This is a genomic window from Arenibacter palladensis, assembly GCF_900129275.1.
Taxonomy (GTDB): domain Bacteria; phylum Bacteroidota; class Bacteroidia; order Flavobacteriales; family Flavobacteriaceae; genus Arenibacter; species Arenibacter palladensis.
Genome location: NZ_FQUX01000002.1, coordinates 506,720 through 527,996 on the forward strand (window position 1 = coordinate 506,720; position 21,277 = coordinate 527,996).

At 39.5% G+C, this 21,277-nt stretch carries 16 protein-coding genes; 10 read left to right on the forward strand and 6 right to left on the reverse strand.

All coding sequences use genetic code 11. The annotated features are described in order from the left end of the window. The first annotated feature begins 2 nt into the window (after positions 1-2). The 8 genes from pxpA to ilvA all read left to right on the forward strand — a co-directional run bounded on the left by pxpA (position 3) and on the right by ilvA (position 9,666). Positions 3-740, forward strand: a complete 738-nt coding sequence (pxpA, locus tag BUA60_RS08150) for a 5-oxoprolinase subunit PxpA (RefSeq protein ID WP_084532539.1) — start codon at positions 3-5, stop codon at positions 738-740. Next, positions 737-1,474, forward strand: a complete 738-nt coding sequence (pxpB, locus tag BUA60_RS08155; protein ID WP_072861254.1) for a 5-oxoprolinase subunit PxpB — start codon at positions 737-739, stop codon at positions 1,472-1,474. The genes pxpA and pxpB overlap by 4 nt, the downstream gene beginning before the upstream one ends. Next, complete coding sequence (locus BUA60_RS08160) at positions 1,467-2,306, forward strand: 5-oxoprolinase subunit C family protein (protein ID WP_072861255.1); 840 nt, start codon at positions 1,467-1,469, stop codon at positions 2,304-2,306. Before pxpB ends, BUA60_RS08160 begins: the two co-directional genes overlap by 8 nt. Before the next feature lie 428 nt (positions 2,307-2,734). Further along, a complete protein-coding gene (ilvD, locus tag BUA60_RS08165) occupies positions 2,735-4,411 on the forward strand; it encodes a dihydroxy-acid dehydratase (RefSeq protein WP_072861256.1) in 1,677 nt (558 codons plus the stop codon). Positions 4,412-4,498: 87 nt separating this feature from the next. Beyond that, positions 4,499-6,232: a biosynthetic-type acetolactate synthase large subunit gene (ilvB, locus tag BUA60_RS08170; RefSeq protein WP_072861257.1), complete on the forward strand. Its 1,734-nt coding sequence runs from the start codon at positions 4,499-4,501 to the stop codon at positions 6,230-6,232. Between the two features lie 62 nt (positions 6,233-6,294). After that, positions 6,295-6,819 carry an acetolactate synthase small subunit gene (gene ilvN / locus BUA60_RS08175; RefSeq protein WP_072861620.1) on the forward strand — a complete coding sequence of 175 codons (525 nt, stop codon included), beginning with the start codon at positions 6,295-6,297 and terminating at the stop codon, positions 6,817-6,819. A gap of 46 nt (positions 6,820-6,865) precedes the next feature. Further along, positions 6,866-8,341 carry a ketol-acid reductoisomerase gene (gene ilvC, locus BUA60_RS08180; RefSeq protein ID WP_072861258.1) on the forward strand — a complete coding sequence of 492 codons (1,476 nt, stop codon included), beginning with the start codon at positions 6,866-6,868 and terminating at the stop codon, positions 8,339-8,341. A gap of 71 nt (positions 8,342-8,412) precedes the next feature. Beyond that, positions 8,413-9,666, forward strand: coding sequence for a threonine ammonia-lyase IlvA (gene ilvA, locus BUA60_RS08185; protein ID WP_072861259.1), 1,254 nt, complete (start codon positions 8,413-8,415; stop codon positions 9,664-9,666). Between the two features lie 68 nt (positions 9,667-9,734). Here ilvA and BUA60_RS08190 read toward each other — a convergent pair whose 3' ends face one another. Genes BUA60_RS08190 through BUA60_RS08205 form a run of 4 tightly spaced genes read right to left on the reverse strand, consistent with a single transcriptional unit; the run spans position 9,735 to position 14,603 of the window. Then, positions 9,735-10,619, reverse strand: coding sequence for a PorP/SprF family type IX secretion system membrane protein (locus tag BUA60_RS08190; RefSeq protein WP_072861260.1), 885 nt, complete (start codon positions 10,617-10,619; stop codon positions 9,735-9,737). Between the two features lie 28 nt (positions 10,620-10,647). Next, positions 10,648-13,785 (reverse strand): T9SS type B sorting domain-containing protein, encoded by a 3,138-nt coding sequence (locus BUA60_RS08195; protein ID WP_072861261.1) that lies wholly within the window; start codon positions 13,783-13,785, stop codon positions 10,648-10,650. After that, a complete protein-coding gene (locus BUA60_RS08200) occupies positions 13,773-14,321 on the reverse strand; it encodes a hypothetical protein (protein ID WP_072861262.1) in 549 nt (182 codons plus the stop codon). Before BUA60_RS08200 ends, BUA60_RS08195 begins: the two co-directional genes overlap by 13 nt. A gap of 24 nt (positions 14,322-14,345) precedes the next feature. Next, entirely contained in the window at positions 14,346-14,603 is a 258-nt protein-coding gene (locus BUA60_RS08205) for a hypothetical protein (RefSeq protein ID WP_072861263.1), read from the reverse strand. A 235-nt stretch (positions 14,604-14,838) separates the two neighbouring features. On the opposite strand from BUA60_RS08205, the gene BUA60_RS08210 reads away from it, so the two are divergent. Continuing rightward, positions 14,839-16,425, forward strand: a complete 1,587-nt coding sequence (locus BUA60_RS08210) for an NADP-dependent glyceraldehyde-3-phosphate dehydrogenase (protein ID WP_072861264.1) — start codon at positions 14,839-14,841, stop codon at positions 16,423-16,425. Positions 16,426-16,599: 174 nt separating this feature from the next. Here BUA60_RS08210 and BUA60_RS08215 read toward each other — a convergent pair whose 3' ends face one another. Continuing rightward, on the reverse strand, positions 16,600-18,366 hold the full coding sequence (locus tag BUA60_RS08215; RefSeq protein ID WP_072861265.1) for a PAS domain-containing hybrid sensor histidine kinase/response regulator: 1,767 nt from the start codon (positions 18,364-18,366) through the stop codon (positions 16,600-16,602). Beyond that, positions 18,363-19,490: an FIST signal transduction protein gene (locus BUA60_RS08220; protein WP_072861266.1), complete on the reverse strand. Its 1,128-nt coding sequence runs from the start codon at positions 19,488-19,490 to the stop codon at positions 18,363-18,365. The genes BUA60_RS08215 and BUA60_RS08220 overlap by 4 nt, the downstream gene beginning before the upstream one ends. A 415-nt stretch (positions 19,491-19,905) precedes the next feature. Here BUA60_RS08220 and BUA60_RS08225 point away from each other — a divergent pair, with 415 nt between their 5' ends. Further along, complete coding sequence (locus tag BUA60_RS08225; protein ID WP_143153161.1) at positions 19,906-21,102, forward strand: MFS transporter; 1,197 nt, start codon at positions 19,906-19,908, stop codon at positions 21,100-21,102. Positions 21,103-21,277 lie beyond the last annotated feature (175 nt).

Below are 21,277 nucleotides of genomic sequence, written 5' to 3' on the forward strand. Positions count from 1 at the left end.
ACATGATAAGTATCGATATAAATTGTGATATAGGGGAGGGCGTAGGCAACGAAGCACAGCTATTGCCCTTAATTACCTCCTGTAGTATTGCCTGCGGTGGCCATGCCGGGGATGCCGATACCATGATGCAGATAGCCTCAATGGCCAAAGAACACAAAGTACTGGTAGGGGCACACCCATCATATCCGGATAGGGAGAATTTTGGAAGAACCAGCATCAAGATGCCAAAGGTTGAGTTGAAAAAAAGTATCCTTTCACAAATTGAGGATTTAAACACTGTCCTCAAATCTTTGGGTATTCCGTTAAACCACTTAAAGCCCCATGGCGCCCTTTATAATGATGTGGCAAGAGACAGGGAATTGGCATTGGTGTTTTTGGATAGCATTGAAAAATTTAAGAAATATGTTTTTTTGTATGTTCCCTTTGATTCAAAAATAGAGAAGGAAGCTCTGCGCTTGGGATTTCGAATTAAGTACGAGGCGTTTGCCGATCGCAATTATAATGACGATCTATCCCTAGTGTCCCGTAAAGACCCTAGGGCATTACTACATGACCCCAAAGCAGTTATGGACCATGTACTACATATGGTTACAAAAGGTGAAGTTTTGACCCTTTCCGGGAAGGCCGTAAAAATCAAGGCGGACACCTACTGTATTCACGGGGATTCTCCTTCAACATTACAAATATTAGCGTATCTTTCCAAACATTTACCAAAGAACCAAATCTCAATAAAAAAGTGAGTACTTTCAAAATATCTGTAAGGCAATTTGGTGTCCATGCCATATTAATAGAATGGCCCAACAGGGTAGAAGAATCCATTTTGGACGAGATTCTTCAGTTTATTCAGTTCTTAAAAAAAAATCATCTAGATGAAAAGGAGTGGGAGTTTGTGCCCGCTTATAATTCGCTTACTCTGATCTGCAAGGACACTGTCCTCGATTTTGATTATTTTAAACCCAAAATAAAGGAATGGTACGCAAAAAAAGGAAAGATAGATCCTGCTACCAGATACCTTTGGCGATTACCGGTATGTTATGATTTAAAATTTGGGTTGGATCTTGAGGAGATATCCGGAAAATTAAGCATGTCCGTAGAGAGTATAACAGAACTGCATTCCCAAAATATATATACGGTATATGGAATAGGTTTTTTACCAGGTTTCATGTATTTGGGAGGCGTGCCGGAAGCTTTGGAAGTTCCACGCAAAGCTACTCCCAGACCCAAAGTACTTATGGGATCGGTTGGTCTAGCAGGAAAACAGACAGGTATTTATCCACAGGATTCACCTGGAGGCTGGAACATAATAGGGAAATGCCCTGTTCCCATGTTCGACGTAAAAAAGGAAAACCCATGTTTTGTTAAAGTTGGGGATAAAATACAGTTTTACCCTATTTCGATGGCAGAATACCAGTTGCATAAAATTGAAAGTGAGGTAGGTATTTATAACATTGAAAAAATAGTGCTGGATGCTTAACATTATTAAATCGGGCTTTTTCACTACCGTACAGGATTCCGGTAGATTTGGATACAGGGATAAAGGAGTTCCGGTTGCCGGGGTAATGGATTCGTACACTGTCTCCAAGCTAAACACTTTACTTGAAAATGATGAAAATAGTGCGGTACTGGAAATAACCATGACGGGACCCACAATGGAATTTGAACAGGATACCTATATTGTGCTGGGTGGTGCGGAAATGTCGGTTACCCTTAATAATAAGCCCATAGACAACTACAAAGTCTACAAAGTCAACGGCGGTGATATCCTAACCTACGGCAAGTTGCTAAAAGGATTTAGGGGATATTTGGGAATTAAGGACGGATTTAAGACAACAGTGGTATTGGGAAGTAGATCTTTCTTTAGACCTATTACCGAACAGGATTCCATTAAGAAAATATCCAGTTTGCCCTATACAAAATGTAAACTTTTCAATCCCAAAATTTCAGAACTTAAAGTAGACTCCGTATTGGACAAATCCCAATTGGAAGTCTATAAAGGTCCTGAATATAAACTTTTAACGGACAAACAACTGTCCCAAATATTTTACAAGGAATTTTCAGTGGCCAACGAGAACAACCGAATGGCATATCAGCTCAACGAGTCAATCGATGGCAATGCAATATCCATGTTGACCTCCGCCACTTTACCTGGTACAATACAACTTACCCCTGCTGGAAAATTAATCATATTAATGAAAGATGGTCAGACCACAGGGGGTTATCCACGAATTTTGCAGTTGTCGGATATGGCCATGTCCATTTTAGCGCAAAAAAGATCTGGAGACCTTGTTAGTTTTAAACTAAAATAGGGTGCGGAAATTTATTCCTTTGTCAATTAAATTTTAATGCCTAAATTTATCCCTATGAAAATAAATAGAACCACAATTGAATTGGTCATTATCGTCCCCTAACAGGGATGATACGGATTTCTATTTATTTAAAAAGCCTGTATCATATCTAATGTGATACAGGCTTTTTTTTTAGGTTTTACCCAATTATAATTTGGGATTATGTTCTTTTTTAAGGCGATAACAAAAGGTTTATCAAAGAATAAAAACCTACTGAATATGATATGGTTTATGTATTTAAATATCTGGTTATCAGATAGTTGAAATTAAATCATTATAATTGAATTTAAATCAAATTTTTATGTTAAAAATCTAAGGGTTTTTAAACTTTTATCTTTGGTAGTCGTAGTTTATATAGAATAGTATTAAAATACAAAGTATACAAATTAATGGAATTAAATAAATTTAGCAAAAACGTTACCCAAGACCCTACACAACCTGCCGCACAGGCTATGTTATACGCCATAGGATTGGAAGAAGAGGATCTAAAAAAACCTCTGATCGGAATTGGTAGTACAGGTTATGAGGGCAATCCTTGTAACATGCACCTAAATGATCTGGCCCAAGAAGTAAAACTTGGAACCGAAAAAGGGGGCTTGGTTGGTCTTGTGTTCAATACTATAGGTGTAAGTGATGGTATTTCCATGGGTACCTACGGTATGAGATATTCATTGCCTTCTAGGGATATCATTGCAGATTCTATGGAAACTGTAGTACAAGCTATGAACTATGACGGACTTGTAACTGTTGTAGGTTGCGACAAAAATATGCCCGGTGCCCTTATGGCCATGATTAGACTGAACAGACCATCTGTTTTGGTTTATGGCGGTACTATTGCCTCCGGCTGTTACAAAGACAAGAAATTGGATATTGTCTCTGCTTTTGAGGCATGGGGCGAAAAGGTAGCCGGAACCATGAACGAGGAGGATTACAAAGGAGTAATTCAAAATGCATGTCCGGGAGCAGGTGCCTGTGGTGGTATGTACACCGCCAACACCATGGCTTCCGCTATAGAGGCTTTGGGCATGGCCCTACCTTATAATTCTTCCAACCCAGCCATTGGCAAAGAGAAGAAACAGGATGCCATAAGTGCTGGTTTTGCCTTAAGGCATCTATTGGAAAACGATATTAAGCCCAGCGACATCATTACAAAAAAATCTTTTGAAAATGCTGTACGTTTACTTACGCTCCTAGGAGGATCTACCAACGCTGTCCTACACTTTTTAGCAATAGCGAAAGCAGCAGATGTTGATTTTACCTTGGACGACTTTCAAAAAATTAGTGACAGTACTCCATTCTTGGCAGATTTGAAACCAAGTGGCAAATACTTAATGGAAGATCTACATCGTGCAGGAGGTACACCGGCGGTGATGAAGTTTATGTTGGAGAACGGTATGTTGCACGGAGATTGTTTAACCATAACCGGAAAAACTGTTGCCGAAAACCTTGCAGAAGTTCCAAGTTTAAAAGAAGGGCAACAAATTATTAAGCCTCTGAACGCTCCGATCAAGGAAACAGGACACTTAAGAATATTATACGGAAATCTCGCAGAAGACGGTGCCGTAGCCAAGATTACAGGTAAGGAAGGTTTACACTTTACAGGTCCTGCTAAAGTTTTTGATGATGAATTCTTGGCAAATGCCGGTATAGGCAAAGGATTGGTAAAAAAAGGAGACGTTGTGGTTATTAGGTACGAAGGCCCTAAAGGTGGCCCAGGGATGCCTGAGATGTTGAAACCCACAGCTGCCATTATGGGTGCCGGACTAGGGAAGGATGTAGCCTTGATTACCGATGGTCGCTTTTCTGGAGGAACACACGGTTTTGTTGTTGGTCATGTATGCCCGGAAGCTCAGGATGGTGGAACTATCGGCCTTTTGAAGGATGGGGATATTATCACCATTGACGCGGAAAAAAATAGTATTTCTGTGGCCCTTTCAGATGAAGAGATCAAAACGCGAAGGGAAAACTGGGTACAACCGCCCCTTAAAGTTAAAAAAGGAAGTCTGTACAAATATGCAAGAACGGTATCCTCGGCCTCACAAGGTTGTGTAACCGACGAAATATAATATTAAAGGGTACAGAAAATTAAATATCTGCCCAAGAAAAATTAAAGGGTTTTATACCAAGTATGTTAACCGATTAGGTCTACAATTATGGAAACATTGAAAAAGGAAAAAACAGCATCATCTAAGCAGGGTACGAAGAGAATAAGTGGTGCGGAGGCTATAATCCATTGCCTATTGGCTGAGGGTGTAGACTTGATTTATGGATATCCCGGAGGGGCCATTATGCCGCTGTATGATGAATTGTACAAATTTCAGGATAAACTAACCCATATTCTAACAAGACATGAGCAGGGAGCTACCCATGCTGCACAGGGCTATGCCAGGGTAACCGGAAAAGTAGGTGTGGCAGTGGCCACCTCCGGTCCAGGAGCTACCAATTTGATTACCGGTATTGCCGATGCCCAGATAGATTCAACACCAATGGTCTGTATAACAGGTCAGGTAGCCAGACATTTGTTGGGATCCGACGCTTTTCAGGAAACCGATATTATCGGAATTTCCACACCTGTAACCAAATGGAACTGTCAAGTTACCAAAGCTTCTGAAATTCCAGAGGTCTTGGCAAAGGCATTCTATATTGCGAGATCAGGTAGGCCAGGACCCGTATTGGTAGATATTACCAAAAATGCACAAATTGATGAATTCGACTTTTCATACGAGCATTGCACCGGGGTTCGTAGTTACAAGCCTTACCCTAAACCAGATATCAAGGCCATTGAGGATGCTGCCAATTTGATAAATGCTGCCAAAAAACCTTTTATAGTTTTTGGACAGGGAGTAATTTTAGGGCAAGCTGAGGAACAACTAAAATCGTTGGTAGAGAAGGCAGGTATTCCTGCTGCCTGGACCATACTTGGGCTTTCCGCTATGGATACGGAACATCCCTTAAATGTTGGAATGGTAGGTATGCACGGGAATTACGGGCCCAATTTGTTGACGAACGAATGTGATGTGCTCATTGCCATTGGTATGCGGTTTGACGACAGGGTAACCGGAAGTCTGGACACCTACGCCAAACAGGCAAAAATTATTCATTTCGATATAGATCCTGCTGAAATAAACAAGAATGTTAAGGCAGATGTAGCGGTATTGGGAGATTCCAAGGTTACCTTGGACCTGTTGCTACCAATGATCAAAAACAATACTCACGAATCTTGGCACAATGAATTTAAGAAAAAGTATAAGATAGAGTTTGAGCAGATCATTAAAAATGATGTATATCCTACTAAGGACAAACTTACCATGGCAGAAGTTATTGAGGAGATCAATATAGCCAGTGGCCACAGGGCCATAATAGTTTCAGACGTTGGACAACATCAAATGATTGCCTGCAGATATGCCAAATTTAAACAGACCAAAAGTAATGTAACTTCCGGTGGATTGGGAACCATGGGCTTCGCTTTACCGGCTGCTATCGGAGCCAAAATGGGAGCCATGGATAGGGAAGTAGTTGCCATTATAGGTGATGGTGGATATCAAATGACCATTCAGGAATTGGGGACTATCTTCCAGAACAAGACCCCTGTTAAAATCGTGGTACTCAACAATGATCACTTGGGAATGGTGCGTCAATGGCAAGAACTTTTCTTTGAAAGTAGATATGCCTCTACTGTAATGGTAAACCCCGACTTTGTAAAAATTGCAGAAGGCTACCATATAGAATCCAAACGCATAAGCGAAAGAAAGGATTTAAAGGCTACCATAAAAGAAATGTTGGCCTCCAAGGATGCTTACTTTTTGGAAGTTAAAGTAGAAAAAGAGGACAATGTCTTTCCTATGATTCCTTCAGGGGCATCAGTATCGGATATACGTTTGAAATAAAATAATTATTAATTAAAATTACCCATAACTTCATATTTTTGATGGGGGATTGGGATAAGGAGATGGAAAAAAAATGGTTTACAATTTCAGTGTACTCCGAGAACAGCGTAGGACTACTGAACAGAATATCAGGGATATTTTTAAAACGTCATATAAACATTGAAAGTTTAAATGTTTCTAAATCGGAAATAGACCACGTGTCAAAATTTACCATTGTGGTGTACACTACAGAAGATTGGGTGCGTAATATTGTGGGGCAGGTGGAAAAGCAGATCGAGGTCATCAAGGCCTTCTATCACACCGATGAAGAAACCATATATCAGGAATCGGCATTATTCAAAGTAGCTTCTACCTTACTGTTCGATGAACGAAATATTCAAAACATTATTAAGGATAGTAACTCCCAAATTGTTACGGTATCAAGGGAATTCTTCGTACTGGCAAAGACCGGAAGAAGAAATGAAATTGACGAAATGTACCAACAATTGAAACCTTATGGTATCATGCAATTTGTGCGTTCCGGAAGGATTGCGGTTACAAAATCCGAAATGAAAATTTCATCATTATTAAAAGAGTTTAATCAATAAATAATCAACCCCGAGCCTAATCGGGAAATAAAATCGAGTTTAAAAAATGGCAAATTACTTTAATACACTATCATTAAGGGAACAACTTACTCAATTGGGGAAATGCAGGTTCATGGAATCTACAGAATTTTCTGATGGTGTATCCGCTTTAAAAGGGAAAAAAATTGTAATCGTTGGATGTGGTGCCCAAGGACTTAACCAAGGTCTTAATATGCGCGATTCCGGATTGGACATATCTTACGCCCTAAGAGGTGCAGCTATAAAAGAAAAAAGACAGTCTTTTATAAACGCAAGTGAAAATGGATTTAATGTAGGTACCTACGAAGAGCTAATTCCAACGGCCGATGTAGTTATTAACCTAACTCCGGACAAACAGCATACCAGTGTAGTTTCTGCAGTTATGCCCCTAATGAAAAAGGGTGCCACCCTATCTTACTCACACGGTTTTAATATTGTGGAGGAAGGTATGCAGATCCGTGAGGACCTAACCGTTATTATGGTAGCTCCAAAGTGTCCAGGATCTGAAGTACGTGAAGAATATAAAAGAGGTTTTGGTGTTCCTACCCTAATTGCGGTACATCCGAACAATGACCCTCAGGATAAAGGATTGGCCCAGGCAAAAGCCTATGCTGTTGCCACTGGTGGACATAAGGCAGGTGTTTTGGAATCTTCCTTTGTTGCCGAAGTAAAATCAGATTTAATGGGGGAACAGACTATACTTTGTGGTTTGTTGCAAACTGGTTCCATTCTTTGTTTTGATAAAATGATCGAAAAAGGAATTGACGCAGGATATGCTTCCAAATTAATTCAGTACGGATGGGAGACCATTACAGAAGGGCTTAAATACGGAGGTATTACCCATATGATGGATCGTTTGTCCAATCCTGCGAAGATAAAGGCTTTTGAACTATCTGAAGAATTAAAGGATATAATGCGTCCACTTTTCCATAAGCATATGGACGATATTATGAGCGGCCATTTCTCAAAAACCATGATGGAAGACTGGGCCAATGATGATAAAAACCTATTGACCTGGAGAGCAGCAACCGGAGAAACCGCTTTCGAAAAGACTCCTGCCGGATCTGTTAAAATTGTTGAACAGGAATTTTATGACCACGGTGTACTAATGGTAGCTATGGTAAGGGCAGGTGTGGAGTTGGCTTTTGAGTCCATGACCGAATCTGGAATTATTGCAGAATCTGCTTACTACGAGTCGCTACATGAAACTCCATTGATCGCCAACACCATTGCTAGAAAGAAATTGTTTGAAATGAACAGGGTTATATCCGATACGGCCGAATACGGTTGTTATTTGTTTGATCATGCCTGTAAGCCACTATTGGCCGATTTCATGAAAACCATAGATACCGATGTTATTGGAAAGCATTTTGCTGACGAAAAACATCTAAGTGTGGACAACGCAAAACTAATTGCAGTAAACAAAGCTTTACGCGAGCATCCTGTAGAGATTGTAGGAGCAAGGTTGCGTGCATCCATGACAGCAATGAAACCTATAGTATAATTATAATTGACTAATTATAAGGCCTGCCGAGTTTCATTTAACTGGGCAGGCCTTTGTTTATATACCTATTGATGGACGCATATTTCCCCAAAATAGAAGACATCCGAAAGGCTGCCGAAACCATTAGACAAGTAGCGGATATTACTCCATTGATGCAGAGCATCAGATATTCCAAGGCCTATGATGCCAATATTCTTCTAAAAAGGGAAGATTTACACAGGGTAAGAAGTTATAAGATAAGGGGTGCCTTCAACAAGATAAGCTCCCTTAGCAAAAAAGAAACCATGAACGGTGTGGTATGTGCCAGCGCCGGAAACCATGCCCAAGGTGTTGCTTTTGCCTGTAATCACTTAGGCATTAAAGGCACTATTTATATGCCATCGGTAACCCCGAAACAAAAGGTTGAACAAACAAAATTATTTGGAGGGGACTGGGTAACCGTGGTACTTGAGGGGGATACCTTTGATGATTCCTCGGATGCGGCCAAAAAATTCTGTGCCGCTGAAAAAAAGACTTATATCCACCCTTTTGATGACCCAAAAATAATTGAAGGTCAGGCCACCGTTGGTTTGGAAATATTGGAACAGACCAAACAACCAATAGACTATGTTTTCGTAGCTGTAGGTGGGGGGGGATTGGCCTCAGGTCTCTGTGCCGTATTTAAGTCTTTATCGCCACAAACAAAAATTATTGGCGTGGAACCGGAGGGAGCTCCATCTATGAAAACTTCCATAGAAAAGGGCGTTAACATCGAATTGGAACATATAGATAAGTTTATTGATGGTGCCGCGGTAAAGCGAGTGGGAAACCTTACATTCAATATTTGCAAGGAATACCTATATGATATGGTAACCGTACCGGAAGGCAAGGTTTGCCAGACCATTTTAGATCTTTACAATAGGGATGCCATAGTTGTGGAACCAGCGGGAGCCCTCACCATTACGGTGTTGGACGATTATAAGGAAGAAATAAAAGGCAAAAACGTAGTTTGCATCGTAAGTGGCAGCAACAACGATATTACACGTACGGCCGAGATAAAGGAACGTGCCTTGCTATACGGAAAATTAAAACACTATTTTATAATTCGGTTTCCTCAGAGACCAGGAGCGTTGAAGGAATTCGTTGTTGATATTCTGGGCCCAACCGATGATATTACCCATTTTGAATATTCAAAAAAATCTAGTCGGGAAAATGCTCCGGCCGTAGTGGGAATAGAATTAAAAAATCCGGAAGATTTAGCTCCACTTGTAAAACGGATGAAGGAGAACAATTTTTTTGGCGACTACATTAACGATAAGCCGGATTTGTTTCAGTATTTAATTTAGCGAGCAATTTTAAAATGTAAAGTGCCAATCCTAGTTATAGGAACGGCACTTTAAACAAATAATTTCCATTAAATCGATAATCTCATAAATAACTCATGGCTACTGGCTTTGTTCTGATTAAAAACATTCCCTGTAGTTACCTCATAAGCATATCCAAGATTAAAATTATCGCTGACCTTAAATAAAAACAAGCCACTTACACTTTCGTCATATCTATAAGATGCCCCTAGATTGAATTTATATCCGAAATCCAGTATGGATGTAATTTCAACGGATAAAGGAGTGGCATTTACATATCGGAACATGATCGAATTCTGCAATTTTGAAGATGCCCCTAATCTGAGGTCATAACCACCCGATAAATACAAGTGCATTCTACTTTCCCCTAAATAGGCAGTGCCATCCTTTTCCTGTAAACGCTCTGGAGTCAACAATCTCGGAATGGAAAATGAAAGAAAATAATCTTGATGCAATAAAAGGAGACCGGCACCAATATTGGGCATAAACCTACTTTCATAATCCGTTAAGGTAGGATCCTGACCAATTCCGTACGTTACCAATCCAGAAGTATTAGCACTATAAGAATTAGCACTTGCCTTAAGTCCGAAGAAAAGTTTATAGGAATCACTCAATTGAATGTGATATGAAAAATCAACAGCTACTGAAGTTTGATTTTCAATAAACGTTTTGTCATTTAAAATAGATACTCCTAATCCTGCCTTCTTATTTAAAGGTGTGCTAAAAATAGCACTCTGACCTTCTGGAGCCCCCTCAATTCCGGCCCATTGACTGCGAATACCTAAAGTAATGTCTGAACTTTCTGAACTACCTGCAAATGCCGGATTATAAATATTCATGTTATAGCGGTAAAATATTGTATTTGGATCCTGCTGTGCTTGAATTGTAGAATAGGCAAGTATAAACAAGATAAATAGGCCTTTATATGATTTCATTGTATTGCTTTAAAATTATAGTGTTGATTTAATAATTGATGAAGATCCATCCTTGAAGGGACTTTTGGCCATTCCCAAAGTCAATCACATAAAAATAAGATCCCGCAGGTAGTTTACCATTATTGTTATTAAAGGCTCCGTTCCAGTTATTTTGATAATTTCTGGTTTCAAACACGGCATTACCGGATCTATTGTAAACCTTAACATTATTGTTGGGATAATTGTCTATACCCGGCACTATCCAGTAGTCATTAACACCATCACCGTTCGGAGTAAAGGCTTGTGCAGGTATCACCTTCGGAGAACTATCTCCCGGGAAGGTATCCTGCAGGTCTGGTATCCCGTCATTGTCATCATCGGTATCCGCATTATTGCCAATGCCATCACCATCAGTATCTGTATCTTCTGATTCATCATAAGGAAAAGCATCTGCGCTGTCCACTACGCCATCATTATCATGGTCCTCATCTACATTATTCCCAATTCCATCGCCATCCGTGTCAGTATCTTCTGATCCATCCAAAGGAAAAGCATCTTCGGTGTCAAGAACACCATCATTGTCATCATCCGTATCTGCATTGTTACCTATTCCATCGCCATCTGTATCGGTATCCTCTGATTCATCATAAGGGAAGGCATCTTCCGTGTCTACAACACCATCATTGTCATTATCCAAATCTTCGGTATCCATAATGCCGTCCTCATCATAATCATCTACATCATCCAGGATAGTAATGCTAATATCCTGAAGCGTTTTTGCTCCATAAGAATCTTGTACCGTAACTTGAATTTGATAAATATTATCATGATTTGTATCGCTAGGATTTTCAAAATTTGGCTTGGTCAGGAACTGGATAATACCTAAATCGGCATTTATAGAGAAAAATGAATTGTCTTCCCCTCCGTTATTTTCAGCAGTGAAGGCATATGTTATTCCATTCATTTCCATATCCCCCTCCATATCCGATACTTCCATATCAATAACTTCAATAGAATTTTCTGTTGTCATTATTGACCCCGTAGTAAGAATTGTTGGAGATGAATTGGATTCAATGGTAACTGGCAAATCAATTGTGCAACCGTTGACATCCTCAACAGTAACGGAATATACTCCCTGCCCCAGACCCGAAATAGTGCTTGTAGTTTCATTTCTTGACCAATTGAAATTATAAGGAGGCATACCCCCGGAAACCGTTAGCTCAATAATTCCGTCTTTGGCTCCAACATAACTTTCCAAGGTGGTGTTTGCTATTGCCCGAAGTACCTCCGGTTGATCTATTACAAAATCCTTGGTCACCGTATGGCCATCATTGTCTGTAACTCTTACGGAATAGTTTCCAGCAACTAAACCATTAAAAGAATAATTTTGATTTTGGGTGCTTATGGTTTCTCCAAAACTATTTTCATTCAAAAATAATTCAAAGTTATAGCCTTGGTTGCCTTGATTTACAGTTATGTTTGCCAAACCGGAATTACCTTCAAAACAGAGTACATCCGATGTACCAATATCCAACACCATATCATTTACATTAGTAACACTTACTAAAATATTCTGTGTTGCTGTTCCCCCTTTAAAATCGGTAACACTTAGCTGTACCTTATAGCCATTGTCATTTCCTTCGTCCATTGGAGATTCATAATCCGGGGCTTCCTTAAAAATAAGTTCCCCTGTAGTGGGCTCTAAATTGAAGAAATCATTGTCCACGCCACCATTGTCATCATTGGACAATGAATAGGACAAACCATTGCCTTCGCTATCCCCATCATTATCCGTTGCATTAACATTGATCACCGCGGTTTCATTTTCTGCCACACTTACTTCATTAGTCGTGGTGATAATAGGCAGTGAATTATCACTGAATTTTTTGGCAAAAATTTTATCATAATTGCTATAATATACACAATACACGGTTCCGTCTTTCGCAACTTTTATGGATGGCCACTCTATTCTAGATGCCGAAAAACCAGCTAGGCCTACAATTTCCCATGTATTATTTTTAAATTGATGAACAGAGATTTTACCATTGTTGGCATAGTCTTTATAAACAACATAAGGAATATCATCCGGAGATATGGCTAAGGTGGTATACACAGTAGAACCTGAAGTAAATCCGTCAACGCCCACCAATTCCCATGCATTATTAATAAATTTTTTAACTGCGGCCTTGGTGCCATTACCTTGGTCACGGTAAGCTATATAGGGTATGTCATTTGAATCAAATTCCATATTTATGCCATAAGCGGCACCAGATGAAGTACCTATATTGCCAACTCGTTCCCAAGATCCGTTAACGTAGCGACGTACGGCTTCTTTGTATCCGTTATTACCTTCGGTATATGCTAAATAAGGTGTGCCATCTTTACTAAAATCAAGATCCATATCGGAGGTAGGTCCAGTAAAATTAGGGTCACCGACCATTTCCCAACTGGATCCATTATACTTCATGACTTCCAAATTGTAACCGCCCGAGTAATAACTGTAAACCACATAGGGAACATTGTTGGGGTCTAACGCAATAGATATGCTCTGCCCATTTGCTGTTGTGAATCCTATGGAGCCCAGCACTTCCCAATTATTATTGATATAACGTTGTACCGTTCCTTTTCCCTCAACCGAAGAATCCATATAAAATATATAGGGGACATCGTTGGAATCCAAATCCATAGTTACCGGAGTAGCCGAAGCTGCCGAGATACCTTTATTACCTACAGGAATCCACTCATTATTTTGAAAACCTAGAACTGAAATCTTATAGTCATTATCATAGTCTACAAAAGCTACTAAAGGCATTCCATTGCTGTCTATGGCCAAAGCGTCCTTTTGAAAGTTTCCTTTCGCAATACCTGTATTTCCCCCAGTAGAAGACCATACTCCATCTAAAAATTGATATACGGCACTTATAGAACCCATGCCCATCATATCATCTCCCGGTTGGGATACAAATATTTTATCGTTTGTGGCAGTAATACTCGGTTGGTTAAATACCCGATCAAATGCCGAACTATCCGAGCCTACGGTTTCCCAGCTACCGTTATTGAGTTGTTTTACGATCAGATTACTAGCTTGTCCATGATACAACACAACGGGAGTATTGTTTTCTGTAATTGTCATTGCCAGATAACCTGACATGTCTTCTGAAATTACATTTGAACCTACTGGTCCCATGTTCCGTTACTAAATTTTGAAATAATGGGGACATAGCCGTTTGAGGCATCATTGGTTAAAACATAAGGCACATTATCATTATCAATAGCAAAGGATAAATAAGAAGTTGCACCAGTAAAAGACTGGTTACCAACATATTCCCACACTCCATTTATATACCTTTTTACAGAACCAAATCGCTTATAGTTTGCCAGCTCTTCGGCGTAGGCTACATAGGGAATGGAGTTACTGTCCACTGCTATATTGATCGAGCTTGCGTAAGAATCCGAGATAGGCGATGAACCTAGAATATCCCAATCACCGTTAACAAATTGATAAACTACAAGCCTTGAAGAATTGGCCGAGTCTGAAACTGCTGCATAAATAGTCCCGTTCGGGGCAATAGCCAATGAATTACCGTAGGAAGAACTGGTACTAAAGCCTGGATCACCTACCAACTCCCAAGCGCCGTTATTAAAACGCATTACCGTTGCTTTGTTATCATAACCACCATCGGAAAAAATTACATAGGGCTGGTAATTGGTATCCGTAGCCAAAAATAAAGAATTAAGATAGGAACTTCAAAAACCAGGTGTGCCCACATAAACCCATTGATTGTTAATAAATTGTTTAACACTTAGCTTAGAGGAATTGTCTTCATCTTGGTAGGCGGTATAAACACTATTATTGGGACCTTTCGCCATGGATAAATACCTTGCTGAAGTCGAGGACGGCGCATTAAAATCATTGGCACCCAATGCTTCCCATTGTTGGGCATAATTTAGCAATGATACTAATAGGGCAAGTACTAAACTAATTAAGTTTTTTTTCATTTTCATTCAAAGGTATTTTTTGTAGGAATAATACTATAAAACAGAAAGTTAATTCTGTGAAGCTAAATAATGCCTAAATAAGTTCATCATAAAACAATTGTTGTGTAATCGCTATATACTGTGGGCCAAACTCTGGAAATAGGTAGTACCTTAGTGAAAACAATTATTTTTTAATGAATAACTATTGCTGAGTTCTAAATAGGTACTATTTTTATAACAACTGAAAAATTTACCAAACAACATGAGTGATATAGCAATACCGGAAGAATTTCAAATAAGAAATACTATTGACCAACGACACTTCTTGGTGGACGGCCAATTAAAAGAGTGGACAGGGAATACAACTGAGGTATATTCTACCATATCCAGTACGGACAATTATAAACCTACCTTACTGGGAAGTATTCCGGACATGGGCGAAAAGGAAGCTATGGATGCCTTGGATGCCGCCTTGGTGGCTTTCAATAAAGGTAAAGGGATTTGGCCAACCATGCGGGTAAAGGAACGCATAGACTGCATGGAGATTTTCGTAAAGAAAATGCAGACCAAGAGGGATGAAATTGTAAAACTGCTTATGTGGGAAATTGGAAAATCGCTTCCTGATTCCCAGAAGGAGTTCGACAGAACGGTGGAGTATATTTTGGATACCATTGAGGATTACAAGCAACTCGATCGCGATAATGCCAAATTTGAAAAAAACGATGGTGTTTATGCCCATATTAGAAGGGGACCACTTGGGGTGGTACTATGTTTAGGCCCCTACAATTATCCTTTAAACGAAACTTTTGCCTTGCTTATTCCTGCCATCATCATGGGCAATACTACCATTTTTAAGCCTGCCAAGCATGGTGTTTTATTGATTACCCCACTGCTGGAAGCTTTTCAATCCAGTTTCCCAAAAGGGGTGGTGAATATTGTATTTGGTAGGGGTAGGGCAGTAGCAGCGCCTATAATGAAGACAGGGAAAGTTGATGTTTTGGCTTTGATAGGCAATAGTAAATCTGCAAATGCACTTCAAAACCAACATCCAAAAAGCAATAGACTGCGTTTGGTGCTCGGACTGGAAGCTAAGAATCCAGCTATTATACTGCCCGACGCGGATTTGGATTTAACCATAGACGAGTGTATTGCCGGTACCTTGTCCTTTAACGGACAGCGTTGTACCGCACTAAAAATAATCTATGTCCACGAGGACATTGCCGCGGAATTTAACAAACGATTTTCCGAGAGGGTCGATGCCCTAAAATTTGGAAACCCTTGGGAAGAAGGCGTTAAGTTAACCCCTCTGCCCGAACCTGATAAGCCGGCCTATATACAGGAGTTAATAGATGACGCCAGGGAAAAAGGTGCCAAGATTTTGAATAAAAAAGGTGGTACGCATTCCGACAATTACATTTGGCCAGCCGTTTTGTATCCGGTTAATAAAGAAATGCGGGTGTATCAGGAAGAGCAATTTGGTCCGGTAATTCCAATCGTAACCTTTAAGGATATTGAAGAACCTTTGGACGATATGGCCGAATCCAATTATGGACAACAGGTAAGTTTGTTCGGAAAGGATGTATATGCCATTGCTCCGTTAATAGACACTTTGGTGAACTTAGTGTGTAGGGTAAACCTGAACAGTTCTTGCCAACGTGGCCCGGACGTTTATCCATTTACAGGGCGAAAGGACTCTGCCCAAGCTACTTTAAGTGTCTATGATGCATTGCGTTCCTTCTCCATTAGGACCTTTGTAGCCTTTAAGGACAACGAACTTAATATTGAAACCGTAGAACAGTTGTTGGAATCCAAATTGTCCAACTTTATCAGTACCGACTATATTCTATAACCGATATTCGATATAGATTATCTGAATCTAAAGAATTTTCTAAAAATTAAAGCCCAACTTGATATCTATCTAGTGGGCTTTATTTTTTTTCTTTACACTTTACAGAGGTTTTTGTTTTAGAAGATAAGTGATTCCGATTTAAAACCATAAACACCTAACTTTTAAACTGCTCTATTACTGTATATACTTTTGCTGAAGGATAGACGTCAATGTTTTGAATAATTCCGTTGGATTGAAAGGCTTGCATATAAGACCATCTATTCCGTATTCCCCTAACTGGTTCTTTATATCCATTCCCGTAGATGCCGATAGCGCGTAGATGGGCATGACTTTATTAAGCGGGTTATTGGATTCCCTAATGGCCTTGCTGGCTTCAAACCCATTCATTACCGGCATCTGAAGGTCCATTAAAATCATATCATAGGTGTTTTCCAAAGCTTTGTTCAGTGCTATTAGACCGTTTTCGGCTATATCAAAATCTACCTGCCATTTGGAGAGAAATTTTTCAATGACCATTATGTTCACCTTATTATCCTCGGCCACTAAAATTCTTGCTCCTTTAAGATTATCCTGGTCATGAATTGATCTTGCATCAAAGGCATTGTTATCCTCTTGATAATCTGTCATGCTGCTCTTTTGCAGTTTTAACTTAAAACTAAAGGTAGATCCTTTCCCAACCTCGCTCTCCAGTTCAAGATCGCTATCCATAATTTCCAACAATCGCTTACAGATGGCCAGACCCAAGCCGGTACCACCATACTTTCTTGTGGTATCCGAATTGGCCTGGGCGAACGAAAGAAATATTTTATCCTTTTTGTCTTCGGGAATACCAATTCCCGTATCGGATATTACAAATTCCAAAACGTAGAAATCCGCTTCTACTTTCAGCACCTCTATATCCACCATAACCTTGCCCTCTTCTGTAAACTTAATGGCGTTACTAACCAGATTGGTAAGGATTTGAGACAATCTAGTACTATCCCCGATAAATGTTTTGGGAAGGGAGGTGTCTTTTTTGATTAGTAACCTAATATCCTTTTCTTTTGCCGTATTGTGGAATATACTCCGCAAACCGTTCAGCACCTGATTTAAACTAAAATCCCTTTCTTCCAATTCCAACTGTCCGGAAGCAATTTTATTAAAGTCCAATATATCATTTACCAAACACAGTAAATGTTCCGAGGAATGCTTTAAAGTACTTAGGTTCTCCAACTGCTCCATTTTAGGATTTTCCAACAGAAGCAAGTGGCTAATACCTATAACTGCATTTAAGGGTGTTCTAATCTCATGGGACATGGTGGTCAAAAACTCATCTTTGGCCTTATTGGCCATAGATTCCTTTTCCTTGGCCTCAATTAAGGCCAGTTCCGTTTCCTTTATTTTGGTAATATCCACAATGGCACCAATGTACCCCTCAATATGTCCTTCTTCGGACATAATGACCTTTAAGGAAAAATCCAACCACTTATATTCTCCTGTAATAATTTGGGACTTAAATGATTTGCTTATAGTCTTAAAATTAGGTTTCTTAAGATCTATAAGATTTTTGAAATCGTTTCCTTGGTCATCTTTCAAGAATTGGTAGTAGGGTTTTCCTAAACAATCTTTAACCTTATATCCCGTCAACTTTCGCCAGGCAGGGTTTAGATAGGACCAATTGCCATTTAGGTCCATCTCAAAAATAACATCCTTGATGTTTCCGGCTACTTTGGACAATTGCCCAGAAATAGATTCCACACTGTTTTTTAACTGCTGGTTGGTCTGAAACAATTCTTGCGAACTTTTCTCCAATACATTTTCCACCTGTTGCAAATCAGAATCATAGGCCTTATAAGCCTCGTCCACTTGATGCAATAAGGGAGCTATAAGATCTAGAGTGTCGCCATCCAAATCTATCTTTTTTAACTGCCTTTTAAGTAGTCTATGGTAATTATTTCTCATTCAGAAAACGTGGTTATCGTCATTGTTTGGTTGTGTAGTGTACATGGCGAAAACTTATCAAAGGGAGCAATTTCCCCGTACGAATAGAAGCCTGTGGTATAGATGTCATTGTCAAACACTTCATTTACCGCTTCTACTTCTTCTTCCACCAACTGTTTCATAACCAATCTACGCCCTACACAGCTTATCAAAAAAGCCAACTGATGCTGATCTTCCGTACTACCTTTTGCAGATAAGGCCGATTGCTCGGCTCCTCCAATAATTCTATCGATATTCGCCTTCATTAATCTAACATAGGAACCTTGGGGTATGTTTCCCGCAAAAGTGAGACTTCCATTTTTTTCATCAATGGATAAAATGGTCCTTACCACTGGTATTTGATTATCCTCATCCCTCATGCTCAAAGGAAATAAAAGACCCGAACCGGGCAAATCCTTTGCCATGTCTCCCAAAAATGATTTATATAGCTCCAATGCAGGTTGCCCATCCAATTCATAAAGTACATTATTGGTAGATTTTGTTACCAATCTTTCAATACCAAAACTGTCCCAACCTCCCTTGGATGCAAATCCGATACTTAGTTCAGGGCCATATAAACCCAAGGCAACAATCTTTTTGGAAGCCACTTGGTTCCCCGATATCACGAAGGTATTCTCGAAATTTGAACAATCCCCAGCCAAACCCCCAGTGATACTCACAGACTTGTCCAAATCGGCATGCAATCCCTTTACCAATTCGGCCCCATTTACAATGAGCCCGTCACTGAGTACGAAAATATGCCTCAAACCCGGTCCGTGTAATTTGCCACTTATAGCTTTCCCTGCTTCAAAACTATCTGTGTTGTAGGATAACAGATCAACTTCCTCTATTCTAAGTTTCGTCTTTTCAAACTTAACCGCCGTTAGGGCAATCGTAGAATCCAACACCTCATTTCCCAATATTTCTCCGGCAGTGGAACAACCTATTAGTTTTGTATTTTCAAATTTATGTGACAATTGGTTTACAAATTCTTCTGTACCAATAAAGGTGGGCGATGCGAAGAGAAAAAATACATCAGGAACAAAATCCAATTCCAAATGGTTAAGGTCTTCGAGATGAAGTATCTTATGCTGATAAATTTTCATGATGAAATAATTTGTAAGAAAAATCTTCCTTTGTATATGGTATCAACGTTTAATATTCCTAAATCGTATAGATTTAAAAATTTAATGCACAGATCACTTGGTCAATGAGATTTTAAAAATTTATGCCATAAATTCTCTAACCCTTCTTAAAGGGCAAAGGGGCCTTTTGGCTGTGATTGATAAACATTTATATCAAAAAAGGCGTAAATAAGTCAACCCCATTAAGTCTTAAAAGTTTCCCAATAAAACGCGAAAACTCCTATAAACACGCACTATATCGGTAAAGAGTATTACTTTTGCCGCTTTTTTGCAGGATATAAATGCATATAAATAGGATAATTATCCATAGCTGTACGAAAATACCTTGTAGTAATATTGTACCTGTATTAATGTCTTAAATAATAATATTATGAGTATGGACAAATCGAACAAAAAAGCACTGCTTGCCCTAGGGGTAGGAGGCTTTGGTATAGGAATGACCGAGTTTGTAATTATGGGTATTCTACCGGACGTGGCCAATTCTCTTCAAATAAGTATACCTCAAGCAGGTCATTTCATATCGGCCTATGCCTTGGGCGTAGTAATTGGTGCCCCCACTTTAACAGCTCTGAGTGGTAAGTGGCCTGCGCATAAAGTGTTACTTTATCTAATGATCTGGTTTACGGTTTTCAACACCCTATCGGCATTTTCAACAAACTATGTCACTTTAATGATTGCTAGATTCTTGTCTGGATTGCCACATGGAGCATTTTTTGGAATTGGTGCCGTAGTAGCAGGAAAGTTGGCGAAAGAAGGGAAAGCAGCCCAGGCCATTGCCACCATGTTTGCCGGCCTAACCATAGCCAACGTTATAGGGGTCCCGATTGGTACCTACCTAGGTCATCATTATAACTGGAACCTATCGTTTCTAATGGTTGGTATTGTAGGTGTAATAGCTCTGCTCAGTATCTACTTTTGGATGCCTAAAATGGAAAAATCGTCTTCCGACGGATTCTTCAAAGATTTGAAGGTTTTTAAGAGAGTGGAAATTTGGCTGCTCATTTTACTTACCACTATTGGGACAGGAGGTTTCTTTGCGTGGTATAGTTATATTGCCCCTCTATTGACAAATGTATCCGGACATTCAGAAAGTATGGTAAGTTATGCCATGATTTTAGCCGGGGTAGGAATGGTATTCGGTAATTTTATTGGCGCTAAGATGGCTGAGATATTTAGCCCCTTGAAAGCAGTTATCATCAGCTTATCCTTAATGGTAATGGTACTTCTGATCAACTTCTTGGTTGCCGCAAATCCAGTAGCCATATTAATCTTAACCTTCATAATAGGAATCGTTTCCTTTATGGTAGGTACACCAATTCAATTAGCCATAATAAGGGCATCCAAAGGATCTGAAATGCTCGGATCTTCCATGAATCAGAGTGCCTTTAACATGGGCAACGCCTCTGGAGCGTACTTTGCAGGATTACCCATAGCCATGGGATTTGGATTTACCTCCGCAAGCTTGGTAGGAGCCCTAATGGCCGGTACCGGGATAACCATTGCAGTTTTGATCTTGGTGTTTTCTAAAAACAGAGCCGTCAATACCAAACGAAAAATGGCATTCAATTCATAGTTGTAGGTCTAAAATAACATAATATCGTATCTAAAAATCTTCAATAATGACAATCATTATTGGGGATTTTTTTATGCGAGCACCTAAAGTCCTTTACATAAATATCCAGTCGCAAGTTGATAATTAAATCTTCCAAACCGAGCATTTCGCCTGTTTCTTTTTTTTGATCATCTAC

Coding starts and splice junctions, on each gene's coding strand:
- pxpA (WP_084532539.1), top strand. CDS start 3: ATGATAAGTATCGATATAAATTGTGATATAGGGGAGGGCGTAGGCAAC.
- BUA60_RS08160 (WP_072861255.1), top strand. CDS start 1,467: ATGCTTAACATTATTAAATCGGGCTTTTTCACTACCGTACAGGATTCC.
- ilvD (WP_072861256.1), top strand. CDS start 2,735: ATGGAATTAAATAAATTTAGCAAAAACGTTACCCAAGACCCTACACAA.
- ilvB (WP_072861257.1), top strand. CDS start 4,499: ATGGAAACATTGAAAAAGGAAAAAACAGCATCATCTAAGCAGGGTACG.
- ilvN (WP_072861620.1), top strand. CDS start 6,295: ATGGAAAAAAAATGGTTTACAATTTCAGTGTACTCCGAGAACAGCGTA.
- ilvC (WP_072861258.1), top strand. CDS start 6,866: ATGGCAAATTACTTTAATACACTATCATTAAGGGAACAACTTACTCAA.
- ilvA (WP_072861259.1), top strand. CDS start 8,413: ATGGACGCATATTTCCCCAAAATAGAAGACATCCGAAAGGCTGCCGAA.
- BUA60_RS08190 (WP_072861260.1), bottom strand. CDS start 10,619: ATGAAATCATATAAAGGCCTATTTATCTTGTTTATACTTGCCTATTCT.
- BUA60_RS08195 (WP_072861261.1), bottom strand. CDS start 13,785: ATGGGACCAGTAGGTTCAAATGTAATTTCAGAAGACATGTCAGGTTAT.
- BUA60_RS08205 (WP_072861263.1), bottom strand. CDS start 14,603: ATGAAAATGAAAAAAAACTTAATTAGTTTAGTACTTGCCCTATTAGTA.
- BUA60_RS08210 (WP_072861264.1), top strand. CDS start 14,839: ATGAGTGATATAGCAATACCGGAAGAATTTCAAATAAGAAATACTATT.
- BUA60_RS08215 (WP_072861265.1), bottom strand. CDS start 18,366: ATGAGAAATAATTACCATAGACTACTTAAAAGGCAGTTAAAAAAGATA.
- BUA60_RS08220 (WP_072861266.1), bottom strand. CDS start 19,490: ATGAAAATTTATCAGCATAAGATACTTCATCTCGAAGACCTTAACCAT.
- BUA60_RS08225 (WP_143153161.1), top strand. CDS start 19,906: ATGGACAAATCGAACAAAAAAGCACTGCTTGCCCTAGGGGTAGGAGGC.